Origin of the sequence: Vibrio splendidus, assembly GCF_024347615.1 — a bacterium.
In the GTDB taxonomy this organism is placed as follows: Bacteria; Pseudomonadota; Gammaproteobacteria; order Enterobacterales; family Vibrionaceae; genus Vibrio; species Vibrio splendidus.
In genome coordinates, this window is sequence record NZ_AP025508.1 from 1,540,016 (window position 1) to 1,553,076 (window position 13,061).

The 13,061-nt window shown below is 42.9% G+C and carries 12 protein-coding genes; 7 read left to right on the forward strand and 5 right to left on the reverse strand.

Annotation, left to right across the window (positions count from 1 at the left end):
* Nucleotides 1–79 precede the first annotated feature (79 nt).
* Entirely contained in the window at nt 80–1,774 is a 1,695-nt protein-coding gene (locus tag OCU90_RS06825; protein ID WP_061024661.1) for an LruC domain-containing protein, read from the reverse strand.
* 10 nt (nt 1,775–1,784) lie between these two features.
* Nucleotides 1,785–2,303, reverse strand: a complete 519-nt coding sequence (locus tag OCU90_RS06830; protein WP_061024663.1) for a hypothetical protein — start codon at nt 2,301–2,303, stop codon at nt 1,785–1,787.
* 473 nt (nt 2,304–2,776) lie between these two features.
* Here OCU90_RS06830 and OCU90_RS06835 point away from each other — a divergent pair, with 473 nt between their 5' ends.
* The 4 genes from OCU90_RS06835 (at nt 2,777) to OCU90_RS06850 (ending at nt 5,473) form a co-directional block, all read left to right on the forward strand.
* Nucleotides 2,777–3,133: an antibiotic biosynthesis monooxygenase family protein gene (locus OCU90_RS06835; protein WP_004734744.1), complete on the forward strand. Its 357-nt coding sequence runs from the start codon at nt 2,777–2,779 to the stop codon at nt 3,131–3,133.
* Nucleotides 3,134–3,149: 16 nt separating this feature from the next.
* Nucleotides 3,150–3,845, forward strand: coding sequence for a hypothetical protein (locus OCU90_RS06840; RefSeq protein ID WP_061024665.1), 696 nt, complete (start codon nt 3,150–3,152; stop codon nt 3,843–3,845).
* A 441-nt stretch (nt 3,846–4,286) separates the two neighbouring features.
* Complete coding sequence (locus OCU90_RS06845) at nt 4,287–5,033, forward strand: winged helix-turn-helix domain-containing protein (RefSeq protein ID WP_061024711.1); 747 nt, start codon at nt 4,287–4,289, stop codon at nt 5,031–5,033.
* A 2-nt stretch (nt 5,034–5,035) separates the two neighbouring features.
* Nucleotides 5,036–5,473 (forward strand): hypothetical protein, encoded by a 438-nt coding sequence (locus OCU90_RS06850; protein WP_017077881.1) that lies wholly within the window; start codon nt 5,036–5,038, stop codon nt 5,471–5,473.
* A gap of 33 nt (nt 5,474–5,506) precedes the next feature.
* Here the strand turns inward: OCU90_RS06850 and OCU90_RS06855 are convergent, their stop codons facing one another.
* From OCU90_RS06855 to OCU90_RS06865, 3 genes are all read right to left on the reverse strand, one after another.
* The gene (locus OCU90_RS06855) at nt 5,507–5,956 is read right to left on the reverse strand and encodes a tellurite resistance TerB family protein (protein WP_004734748.1); all 450 of its coding nucleotides are present in this window, start codon (nt 5,954–5,956) and stop codon (nt 5,507–5,509) included.
* A gap of 134 nt (nt 5,957–6,090) precedes the next feature.
* Nucleotides 6,091–8,172 carry a metallophosphoesterase family protein gene (locus OCU90_RS06860; protein ID WP_061024666.1) on the reverse strand — a complete coding sequence of 694 codons (2,082 nt, stop codon included), beginning with the start codon at nt 8,170–8,172 and terminating at the stop codon, nt 6,091–6,093.
* 6 nt (nt 8,173–8,178) lie between these two features.
* Nucleotides 8,179–8,715 carry a VC1380 family protein gene (locus tag OCU90_RS06865; protein WP_061024668.1) on the reverse strand — a complete coding sequence of 179 codons (537 nt, stop codon included), beginning with the start codon at nt 8,713–8,715 and terminating at the stop codon, nt 8,179–8,181.
* Nucleotides 8,716–8,850: 135 nt separating this feature from the next.
* Here OCU90_RS06865 and OCU90_RS06870 point away from each other — a divergent pair, with 135 nt between their 5' ends.
* The 3 genes from OCU90_RS06870 to OCU90_RS06880 all read left to right on the forward strand — a co-directional run bounded on the left by OCU90_RS06870 (nt 8,851) and on the right by OCU90_RS06880 (nt 12,839).
* Nucleotides 8,851–10,164 carry a MipA/OmpV family protein gene (locus tag OCU90_RS06870; protein WP_061024670.1) on the forward strand — a complete coding sequence of 438 codons (1,314 nt, stop codon included), beginning with the start codon at nt 8,851–8,853 and terminating at the stop codon, nt 10,162–10,164.
* A 391-nt stretch (nt 10,165–10,555) separates the two neighbouring features.
* Nucleotides 10,556–11,602 (forward strand): alcohol dehydrogenase catalytic domain-containing protein, encoded by a 1,047-nt coding sequence (locus OCU90_RS06875; protein WP_004734752.1) that lies wholly within the window; start codon nt 10,556–10,558, stop codon nt 11,600–11,602.
* Nucleotides 11,603–11,624: 22 nt separating this feature from the next.
* On the forward strand, nt 11,625–12,839 hold the full coding sequence (locus OCU90_RS06880; protein ID WP_004734753.1) for an L-lactate MFS transporter: 1,215 nt from the start codon (nt 11,625–11,627) through the stop codon (nt 12,837–12,839).
* Nucleotides 12,840–13,061: the final 222 nt, after the last annotated feature.

Consider the following 13,061-nt stretch of genomic DNA (forward strand, 5'->3'; position numbering starts at 1 on the left):
AAAACATCTATTTTCCATTTCGGGGAAATAGATGTTTGATACCGTTTCAGCTTACCTCAGTAGCGATTCTACTACCGTTCTATTTCCATACCTTGTTGTCTGCTGGTGACAGGAACCAACTGGAATGCTGAACCCCACCAGATTGTGCCCAATCCACGATATTAGGGTAGGCAACACAGGCGTCTTTTCTTTCATATGGATGTGACCAAGAGGCTGGTATATCTAAAGCCCAAGGTAGACCATTACTTGTTTGGTAATATTCATTGTTGTCGACAATTGAGTCATCCGCACCTTCACCAAAGATAGCTGTATTCGCTAAGTCGGTATTAGGGTAATTCATTAAGTGGATTTCCTTCTCACGAGCGTTACTCTTGAAGATGAATGGATTAAACACATTACCACTAATGCTGCTGATAGAGCCGTCTATAACGAGTGAAACGCTATAGTCAACGACACTTCTCATATCCCCTTCTTCAGTATTGTAAAAGTGATAAACCTCTGAGCTAGGTAACATATCACTAACACTATCGATAACCACAAAAACGAGCTCTCCGTTATGACCGCTTTCGGGAGTTAACGATGTTGTTTCGCTGTCATAAGTCTTAGTCAATGAGCTGACATTTGATGCATCTATTCCCGCAAGAGAAATCGCGAAGCTGTTATCTTGGCTTGCACCTCGAGCAATGGCCTGACCATAATAATCGAAGCGTGTTACTTGATTGCTGGCATTGGTATAAGTTCCATACGCATAATGGGTAACGAAATCATTTAGGTCGTAATCTCCCTCATAAGGCCATAGGTCTTCAAAGCTCAGAGTGTACCAACCAGAAGTTGGTGTTCGACTATAGAAGGCGATCGTTGGATCATTCGGCGCGTAATCATTTTCATCTGCAATTCCATCGCCATCTGTATCACCAATTTCAGGCCAAGCGATCTCGGTGATATCACTGATCAACCCATTTGAGTCGATAGCGGTAACTTGAACCTTCCATAGTTCTCCTGCTACGGTTTGGTTGGCTGGTAAAGTGGCCGTATTATTGTCAGCTTTTCCTACAAATTCATCATCGACATAAAAACCTTGGCCAACATCAACGAACCAGCGATAACTGTAGGTTACTGAGTCGCCATCAGGGTCGGCTGGTGTTGGTCCCGTAATACTGACAACGAGATCATGAGCTGTGCCTAGACCAGTACTTCGGCTTAGCTCCGGTGTATATGGTGGGTTGTTTGATGTCTCCGTATAGGTGACACTAATCAAGCTGTATGAGAGTGTGGTATACCAACCGTCTTTGTTGACGTCGATGTCTAAGTCGACATCAACAAGACCGTCATCAAGGGAAGATGCAGGTAAATCAAACACGGTTGTTGACCAGTTGTTGTTGGTGCCTTGCAAGAAACCAGGGGTGAGCATAGAACCGTCTACCGAAACACTGTCGTATTCGCCATTTTCACCATGGTGTGCCTCTGAATCAACATCGAAGGCATAGATGGTTAGGTTGGCTGACGTGATCTGTGCTCCACTTGGAATTGGTACATCATGTTGCCAAGAATAATCTTGGTTGTGGCGGCTGTATTTGCCGAAGCCATACTTCTTGTTGCTTTTAACTTCGTAGTGGGGGGAAGTACTACTAGCATCGATTTTCTGTGTAATTGTGATAGAACCATCCCCATTTGTTGTTGAAGTATTCTCGGTTGCAGCAGATAAAACATGTTGAGAAAAAGAGCTGACCGCGAATGTACCGACTAAGATGAGTGACTTTGTTATATTATTCATATCTCTACCCTTAATCTTTATCCAAATTGATGTCACATGAAACCAACAGATTTGATGTAAGCTCATCTAAATCGTATGTTGACGTGCATTCTAAGTCTTTAACAAGGGCAATTATCGTGATGCTTTGCCAGTGACTAGGGATTGAGAACTTATTGGCGAGTTGTCCGTCCTTGTTTGAGATGCCTGTGTAGAAAGGGTTAGAGTCAGTCGATGAGTTCGAAGTGCTAAACAGTTTGATAATGTGAGAGCCGCGAATATTTTGTGGTTCTCCATTGGTCGTGGAAAAACTACTGACGACATTTACCGCCATTTCAAGCGTTTCGACGCTACTCCATTCAAAGTTATCCGGTACCACTATATCGCTGAATGAATCAACTGTAGCTATAGGCTCACTGACCGTTGCAATTTCCGGTTCTGGTTCCTCACTCGATGAAGAGTTTCCACCACTGGTGCTTCCACCACCACCTCCACAAGCAGTTAACGTAGTACTTAATGACATTGTTAATATCAAGGGGGTCAATGCTTTCATTTTTAATATCCTTATTTAATGAGTTGCATAATGTGACAGCAAGTCTTGTGCCATTTTTAAGTGACTGATTTAATATTATTTTGTTAAAAATTAGGTGCATGTACTCAGAAATCTCTTTCTTTTTTCAAAAAGAGAATCAATTTGAGCAAACTACACCATATAGCGAAAGAGTTGGGCAAGGGTGACAGCCTATTGAGTTAGTTGGGCTCAAAAACTAGTTAAATGGGGCGAGGTTCGGTTTGTGGGCTGACTTAAATTTCGTCTTATGTGTCGAAGAGGAGGAAAATTGTTATCCAAAGAAACCTAATTTCAACAAGTGGTTTATCAATAGTGAATGGCTACATCGCTTATTTTGCGAGTGAATAGTATTCGTTTGAAATTTAGTTTTTTAATTAATATTAAATCTCAGGTTTCGACCTTGATTGGGTAGGGCTAGGTGGTAGCGTTAGCTCACCCAAAACAAGGAGAATAGGATGAAGAACATTATTAAGTATGGATTGGCACTGGGGGCGCTAAGCGTAAGTGCGTTGGTTTCGGCACAACCCGTTGTATTGATAAACACTTTTTCAGTCGAGCCAGCCCATGAAGCCGCTACGTTAACGTATTGGGAAGATGCGCGAGACGTATTGGTGAAACAACCAGGATATATCTCTACCAAATTGCACCGCTCGTTAAGCTCGGATGCGACATACCGTTTTATTAATGTTGCAGAGTGGGAAAGCAAAAAGCATTTCCATGATGCGATACAGGCGATGAGAAAAGAATTACCACCTTTAAAAATTGAAGGGGTTTCTGCTGACCCTAACTTGTATGAAATTATTCGCGACTAATTAGGAAGCCACCACAATGAAAACAACTCTAGGAACCTTTTTAGCTATTTTTAGCTTTCTATTTTCAGCCATTCTTTTTTCAACCCATGCCCACGCAGCGGCATACGGCGTGTCAGTGGCTTGGAAAACCGATGACGCCCAAGCCGTATTTGAGGCAATGCCTCATCAGAAAAAAGCATTTGCCAACCTGATTGATGCGGGCTTGGTACACGATATGTTCGTATCACAAAGCTTTATTGGGGATAAAAAGTTTCCGATGATTAAGTTTGTGATTGAAGCGGACAGTGAGCAGCTCGTTAGAGACTTGATTGGTAACTTACCATTCCAATTTAAAGAGCTTGTCGAGGTGACTGAAATCAGAGATATCGGTAATAAGTGGTTAAACACGGATGTCGCTTTCACAAACTACGCAGTAGAACTCGCTTGGAAAGAGCCTGAGAATCAATTCATTGTCGATGAGGTTATTAGCAAAGATTTACAAATGGTTGTCGATTGGAGTGCTCAAGGTGTGATTACGTCTGCTTACTTAAAACATCAAGAAATAGCAGAAGAGAAGCCAAACCAAAAAGCGATGATCAGGCCAGTCTATTCAATGGCAATATTGGCTAAAAACGAAGAGCAAGCGCGCGAAGTTGCTAATCAGTTGAATGCAGTAAAGCTAGGCTTCGCTGAAGTTATGGTAAGTGAACTTGGATTCAAACTGGAACTCTAATTTCGCTCGAACAGAATTGTGACCTCGTTTTCAGATTGCGTAACGACGAGGTTTTAATATAGGGCCATGACCAGTTTAGAGTTAAACCTTGGCTATGTTCAAAGGTGAGTGAGTTTACGTGACTGACTCACCTTGTTGTTATTTTATATTGTTACTCACTGAGCTTATATTGTTACTCGCTGAGCTTATATTTAGCTTAATTATTGGCTAAACTTATCACTACTCTTTTCTATGTATGGTTTGCTATTAGTTCGACCAAACAAACACTTTTTTGATGACCTTTTTATTTATGAACACCTCGCCGAAATGAACGCCAATAGCCATGAAAAAATCACCTTAGACGCTTCGGGCATCGAGTTGATTAATAACACACTCATTGATTCGGAATCTGGTAAGCGGGTCACCTTATCCCCCTCAGAAGGCCTGATTCTTGAGCATCTAGTGAAGAACAGCCCAAAAGCCGTTGGTCGAGACTTTTTACTTGAGCATTGCTGGCCGGGCAGGGTTGTGACGGGCAGTTCACTTAATGTCGCGGTTAAGAACATTCGCACGGCATTAAATTCATTTGAGTGTGATTGCAAAATCTTAACGGTTCAAAAGGAAGGGTATAGCTTCAATGGTTTGAAACAGGTCGGTAGTTATTTATCGATGCCAATACCTACCGCTGAAGCGCATGTTGAAGCTGCGTTTTCAGAGAAAGCCGCCATCGTTTCAGAGAAAGCTGGCATCGTTTCAGAGAAAACCACCATCGTCGATGAGTTAACATCACCGCCACCGTTTAAGCTTTCAGGCATGAACCAACAAGCTGGGCAATCAAAGCAACAGGATCCACAATCACGTCAGTTCAAGGCGAAGCACTTTATCGTTCGTCACCAATCTCGTATTGCCGGAATTGTAGTCAGCGCGCTTCTTCTCATGCTGTTTTATCAGTTTGCTTTTTTTATAGATAAGAGTGCCTACCGAGGTATGGATGTTTATCACGACAGTTTGAATTTTGATGAAGCCGTTATAAAAGAGCTGGATGCCGTGTCAGAGCTCGGTGTTGATTCGCTCTATCTGCATCGCATTGGCGTTGGGTGTCAGAATATCCAAGCCGTCGCCTTGATCAATGGACATTGGAAAGAGATAAGCCATCAGTTTAAAACTGTCTCTTGCGAAGGCGACAATAACAATGAGCGAGGGCAATAAGTATGAATCGTAAATTTTGGATGCCTATCTTATTGACGCTGTTTGTGATTCTAAATGTAGGCTTAATCTCTGGGCTCGCAACCAAAAGTACCTATCGATTTTCTGCGGAATACCCGATGGTCGGGTGGGAGCGAATCTCACTTAGATTGGAAAATGGTCGAGTCAAAATGCAGTACATTGGTTATGACATGGATGGAAATGTCGCTCAAACTAAGCAGATGTTTGGCGTGTTCTTGCGCTGGGGGAATCATTACTACCTTTATCAATTGGATCAGGATCAGGCCCAAGATAAGCAGACATTCAATATCAAGCACTTATACATTCAACAAACGCAAGGCAAGCGCAGTGTGTTGGTATCGAATCAGCGCGGCCTTTATGTCACTAAGAAGGGCACGCCGTTAGAGCTCAAAGGCATCATGCATGGCGATCGATTACGCTGATACAAAGGCTTAACGCGAATAGAAAACCTTTGGTTAGCTTTTACCGAGTACGTTCAGCTTAGTCTTGATAAAGTCACTGTGGTCAACGTAGAGCAGTTCCGCTGTTTTACGGATCACAGAATCTTCGATAGGGTCAATTTCTCCGTCGGCGTGCGCCACTTCCCACATCGCTTTGATTAAGTCGATTCGCACTGGCTGAGACAGATCTCTGAGTTGCGATGTAAAGTCATACAGCGAGACTGATTGCTCTACTTTTGGTTCTGCTTGCTCTAGCAGTACCTTTGCTTGTTCTTCGTCTAAATCCAGCAAACGTTGCAGAAGCTGTAGCTTAGCGACTCTTTCTGATTCATTGATCTGATGGTCGGCTCCCGCGACTTCACACAACAAACTCGCAATGGCGACATTAGGTGATGTTCCTTGGTTTTTGCTTAGGTCCTGGCCTTCAATCAATTGTTTAAACATTGATGTGAGAGAATTGAACATAACGAGCTCCAGTTTAAATTTGTATCGGGTTCCGTAACGCTGATAGCTATAACTATTGGGTCTACAGAGTGTGATCGCAAGCGTCTTTACTAAAAACTGACATTACGGATAGGTGAACGATAAGGCGCACTTTCTTAGTCAGGTTCAGGGAAGCGTGTAATTTTACCGTCGCCACTGAGTGTTGTGATCGATTGCGGTTTACCATCGGTGTCTAGCCTCAACTCCCCAATCGCACTGCGGTTTGAAAGGCGATAGAAGGTCTGATTATCAGGGCTTCGCTTCTCGATTTTTAAGCGCTTACGCATAGTGAAATAGTTCAAAACTGAGCGAGGGCTGTATAACAGGCGGTCCCACACATCGCAGAATTTAAGCAGCGAAGCAGGGAACTGATTTTTAATGCCACTGCAGGTAATTTGATAGATGTTCGGACTGTTGCGACGATACCTAAGCTTGATATCGTAAGCAAAGGAGTAGTGAACGTCACCAGAAAGCACCACGAAATTGGTCGGTGTTTTTGTATGGGTAAAGATACTGATCAGCGTATTGGCACTGCCCGGATGTGCCATCCAGTTTTCAGCGTCAATCACCAATGGCTTACCGATTGTGGTCGCCATCTTTTGCAGTGTTTCAATAAACTTCACGCCAAACATAGGCGCAGCAGAAACGATCACCACTTTATCTTGATTCATTAACTGATGTTGAAACTCAATCAAGGCTTCCCAGTCCATTAAACCTGAAGGCTTATTCATGCGTGACTCTGAACGCCAACGACGCGTTCGAGTATCCAACACAATGACTTTGGGTGAGGTGTCTATCGTGTAATGCCACTCTTCAAAGCGACTCAGCATCTCAATAAAGGCTTGATGCTTATCTGGCTCGATATTGCTAACAGAGTGAATAGTATTGCTATCATCGGCTTCATTATGCGCTTGTTTAGTAATGCGCGGTTGATCGACAAAAAGCTGTTTTGCTTGCTCGATAAACGTTTCGTCGAAACTCTCCGGTTTGTTACCCCAACCCTGACACATCCAGTAGGCCGCGAGGCCGTTACCAATGACTTGGGTCGCGAACTGGTTTTGGTCGACGGCATGTTCCCAGCCTACGGTAAGGTTCCAATCATCAGTCACATCGTGATCGTCGAAGATCATGTACGTTGGAATATGCGCGAACAGACGTTGCACTTGCGGCAAGCCAGCAATGAAATCATCCATGATGACGCTTTCATCACGCCACTGTTGCTGCTCAGTCGGTGTTAATTGGCGTCCACCTTGCGTGAAGTTATTCTCGATTAAACGTTCTCTATTGATGCATTGCCACAGTGTGGGAGACCAAACCAACAAGTACATCGCGATAAACTCAGACAGCGTGACCAAGTGGTTTTCGCAGTCGGTAGAGCTAAAAATCGGCACGCCACGATTCGGGAAGAACTTATCGAACATGGATTCTGAAGCGGTGTGGTGCGGCAAATAGTGATGACGCTGATATAAGTGATATTCACTGCTATACAGCGCGTCACTAGTGTTGATTTGCTTTATTTGCGAGTCGGTCGGTAAGCTCTCACCGACAAGGCCAAGCAGTTGAATCACTTGCTGAATAGCATCAAGTGTTGGCCCCGCCACATGGTCGGCGTAGATCTGATCGCCGCTCATCATCAGCATGTCGGGTCTTTCAGCGACGCTTTGCTCGGCTACCTTGTTATCGGCTGCGACTAAGCTGTCTTTGCTTGGATGATGCGGATTACGGCAAGAGCCATGCAGAATATAATCAGCCGAGGTCGATACCTTAAACTCAACGCGAGATTTACCGTTGTAAACAAGGTGAGGGGCGAGCTCTTTTAGTGAACCTGACTCTGTGTGAATGTCATATTCAAGAAGTGTATTAGTCGGAAACTCACCTTGTAAGCGAATTAGCGTTACCCACGCATGTGTACCGATTTGAATCGAATCATGCTCTTCAAGCGATGAGGTGTAAAACGGTTGGTCTTGTTTTGGTTCTGAATGCTCTTTTTCGTTCGAAAAGCCTGTTTCTCGACTATGTTCAGTTTCACGAATGTGCTCAGTTTCACTAATATAAAGATCAGCCCGGCCAACAAGGGGCGAGCTGGTGGCTAACCAAAGTACCACTTCAGTCGCGGTGGTTTTTCTTAAAATGGGTCCGGCGAGTAACAGGGGAAGAGATGATGTCGTAGAGGGTTTCAATACGGTACCTAAAATCATTGGTGGTTAGTCGTCGCGGAGTTCTTTTGTTTCGTGTTCTGCTATTTCAGACTCGGTTGCTTCTGGCTTTGTGATCTTGAGTTCTGTCATTCCAGGCTCGGTTGCTTCTGGCTTTGTGATCTTGAGTTCTGTCATTTCAGACTCAGTAGCCTCAAGCTCCGTCATTTCAGATTCTGTTGATTCAAGCTCTGTTGATTCAGATTCTGTTGATTCAAGTATTTCGATAACTTCCGAGCTAGAAAGTTCATGACCCATTAGAAATATTGCCAATAGGGCATCGGCTTTGGTCTTGGTATCGGAAGGCTCGTCTAACAACAGTTCGAGTTTTTCTCGAATCATAGCAATCTCGTGCTCAACAAAGCCACGGCCTTCTTCATCCCCTTGATTGTCTTCAGGGGCATTATCGAATTCAAGAAATAGCATGTCGCCGTCTAGGTTGGTATCCACCAAACGCTCGGGCAGCCACGCATCACCCATAACAATATCTGGATCGGAATCTTTGGGTAACTGATCTATAATGTTTTGTAATTCGGAGACTTTCACAATACTTTCATTTAACCGAGAATATTCTACATTGTAACGGTCAATGCCGATCAAACCTAAAAATAGTTAGCCGTCATGGTTAATAAATGTCTATTCAGTAACACATTATTTATTACAAAGAGTAATTACATAAGAATGAAGCTCAAATATTTACCGACTCTCACTTCAACTGGAGTGGTTTTACTAAGTAGCGCTTTCCTAAGTGCTAATGCGTGGGCTGCTGAAGAGCAAGAGTGGGGCATCGCTGCAATGTTCCGTACTGCGAGCATCCCTTATGACACGTCTGGTGGTGACCAATCGGTTAACTCATTCGTGCCGATGCTGTTTTTCAAGAACGACTATGTGTTCATTGATGGTACCGAGATGGGGGCTTACCTCTATCAAACAGATGACGAGAAATGGTCTTTTAATGCTATCTCTCGCATGCGTTTTATTGATATCCCAGCTTCTGAACAGAACGCAATTGAAGGCGATACTGCGGACTTCGGTGCTCAACTGACCTACCAAATTGATGGTCCTTGGTCTGTCGAGACGGAATTAATGAGCGACAGTGAATTCAACCTCCACGGTAACTTACGTGCTAAAGCCAAGTATGAAACCGGAGATTGGGAGTTTTACCCAAGTGCGACACTTCGTTACAAAAGTGCTGACTTCAATAGCGAGTATTACTCAGCGTCTAATGAAACCATTGGTGCAGGTGTAGATCTGAATGTCGGTGTTGAAGTGCGTTATCATGTGGTTTCAAACTTGTACTTATTGGGTTCAACCAGTGTGACTCGATTAGACGATAATGCCTACGATTCGTCGATAGTCGAAGACCGTTATCAAGGTGAATTGTACCTTGGCTTTGGTTTCTTTAACGACAAAGAGAAAGCACCAAAACCTAAGTTGAGCAATGCGCCGTATTTACGTGTCGCCCACGGTTGGGCAACGCCATCAAACATTGGCGATATCATGAAGTTCAACGCCGAGAAAGACGAATACAACAACCAGTTGACCTCATTCTTCTATGGCCACCCGTTAACGGATGAAGTATTCGGCTTCCCATTAGACATCTATCTAACGCCGGGTATCGCGCACCATTGGAGTTCAGACGTTCAATCAAGCAGTACTGAATACATCATCGCAATCAAAGCGTACTACACCTTTGATTGGCCAACTCAGTGGCGTGTAGGTGTGGCAGAAGGTATGTCTTACATCGATTCGATTACCTATATCGAAGGATCTGAGATGGACCGCAAAGGTTACACAGCAAGCCATCTGTTGAACTACTTAGACTTCTCATTCGATGTCAACGTCGGCGACTTGATTGGTAAGAATGACTTGAACAACTTGTGGTTCGGCTACTCATTGCATCACCGTTCTGCGATCTTTGAAAACGCATCCCAGTTCGGGCGTATCAAAGGCGGTAGTAACTACAACACCGTTTACTTCCAGTACGAGTTCTAAAAGCCAATTTAACAATACATGCCGCTCCTTAAATGAGCGGCATTTTTTATGATCTTTAAGTCTGTTTTCACGCTGAGGAAGTGTGAATTGAGCTCTGCAGATTAATTAAATTATTCAGGGCTCGATATATGTAAATAAGGTAAGGGTGTTTAAATTAAATATTGATGGTTGTGTAATTAATAAATTGAATTTATTTTATTATTTCTTCATTTTCTTTCATTAATTTTAATTGTTTTGACTATTCTAATTATGTTAATTATTGATTGGTCTCTAATTATGTTTCTTGTTTGTTATTCGATTGTTAATCGATGAGTTGATCACGATAATTTATAAATTTCACCTATATTATATCGCTGTGTTTATATAACAATAACGTGAATTAAGGGAAACAATGAAAGCATATGTATTTGATGGTAAAGAGAGTGCTAAATTAGAAGAGCGCCCGGTACCTAACATTATTAAGCAAAGCGATGTCATCGTTAAAATTGAAAAAACCACTATTTGTGGTACGGATTTACATATATTAAGAAATAATGTCGCGACATTTAAGCCGGGCACTATTATGGGTCATGAAGGCGTTGGCATCGTGGAAGAGTGTGGCGAACTTGTGAGTAAATTTAAGCCTGGTGATCGTGTAATCGTGTCATGTATTACCACTTGCGGCAGCTGCAAAATGTGCCAAGTTTCTAAGTTTGGGCAATGCTTAGACGGCGGTTGGTTACTAGGTAATGAGATTGATGGTTGCCAAGCTGAATATGTCCGAGTTCCTTACGGTGACACAAGCATGCATCTCGTGCCTGATGATATCGATGCCGATTCTCTGGTTCTACTGAGTGATATTTTCCCTACGGGCTATGAAGTGGGTGTGCTTGATGGGCAAGTTCAACCGGGCTGTTCTGTTGCAGTGATTGGTTGTGGCCCTGTTGGTCTCGCCGCATTAATGACCTCCAAGTTCTTCTCACCAAGCGAAATCTATGCGATCGATACTAACCCTCATAGATTGGAAGTTGCCAAAGAATTAGGTGCAACCCACGCGATTGATAACTCTGACGGTAGCGCAGTACAGCAAATTCTAGACATGACTGATGATGTAGGCGTTGACGTTGTGATAGAAGCAATCGGTATTCCAGCTGGCTGGGATATGTCCCAAAAACTTGTGTGCCCAGGTGGTAACATTGCTGTCCTTGGCGTTCATGGCAAGTCGGCGACTATAAACCTTGAAGACATGTGGAAGCGAAATTTCACTATGACGGCTGGCATGGTTCATACCAACACTATTCCAATGTTAATTAAACAGATTAGGGCAGGCCACTTGGAACCTAAGCAATTGATTAGCCATCAGTTTAAGTTATCAGAATCAGAACAAGCCTATTCTACATTTACGTATGCTTCTGACCATAAATCGTTAAAAGTTATTATTTCTAACGACTGTTCATAAACCGCTGATTGTTGAGGTTAAATTGATTAGTAAACCATTTAAAATACTAGTGATAGGTTTAATCGTAAACCTATCCATCGGTATCCTATATGTATGGGGCGTATTCAGTGAACCTTTAGCTGAAGCGCTAGGTGTTGACCCTAAAGATGTCGATGGGCCATACCAGACTTCTGTTTTTGCATTCTCGGTCAGCTTGTTTTTAGCTGGAGTCTGGCAAGATAAAATAGGGCCAAGAAAAGTAACAATACTTGGTGTACTTCTTGTCGGAACAGGGCTCTTAGCTTCTGGTTATGCCTCAACATTGGCGGAATTACAGGTTACGTTCGGGTGTATGGTGGGAGCTGGAATGGGCTTTGCTTATGCTTGTATTGGCCCATGCACAATGAAGTGGTGGCCAGAAAATAGAAAAGGACTCGTTAGCGGTTTAACTGCTGGTGGCTTTGCGATGGCAGCTCTGTATTTAGCACCACTCTCAACAGTCCTGATAGACCATTATGGCATCTTAGATACTTTCAAGATCCTTGGTGTGGGCCTACTTTTTATGATCCCAATGGCATCATTTCTTGTTAATCCCCCCAAAGGATACGTAGCTGAAGAAACGGGCGGGCAAGCGTCCGAATCTGGAGTGGATGTAAATATTCAATGGTTAGATATGCTGAAAACCCCTCAATTTTACCAAATATGGCTAATGTTCATGGTGTCATCTGCAGCTGGCATCATGCTCATTGGGTCAATTGGTAACGTCAGTAAATCCATAGGATTAACATCTGAGGAAATTGCGTTAGGTATCATTTTATTAGCGATCTTTAATACCGCAGGGCGAGTTATTGGGGGATTGGTTTTTGATAAGATAGGACGCGTTCATACGTTAGGGCTAATATTCATGTTACAGGCTGTCAATATGGTGTTATTCACAACGATTGAAACCACTATCCCTTTAATGATAGGAATTTCTATTGGTGCGATGTCTTATGGTGCTTTGTTTGGGGTATTCCCTCCAGTTACCGCGGTTGATTATGGTTTAAAGTCGTATGGAACTAACTTTGGAATACTCTATTCTGCGTGGGGTGTATCAGGTTTCTTCGGAGGTATACTCGCTTCAGTTTCTGGGTCGCCTGAAAATACTTATTTGGCTTATGCTGCTCTGTTACTTTCGATAACTGTAATGAATTATCTAATGAAGCCGGTAGATAAATCCATAATATTAAATAAGAATGCGATAAATCTAGAGTGTTAACTTATTCCACTTTCAACAGGAGTATAACTATTTTTATATGTGACGAGTAAGGTTATATATTTTTAGTTGTTGGTTTTTAAATATTTATATCCATTCGCAACTTGTTTTCACCATGCCTTTATCAATGTTGGCTTAGGCAATCTAAGCCAACATTCTTCCATGATGCTTTTGATGGTACATCTATAATTCCCCCAGTTTCAAGTACGAAAAATGACCATTAAA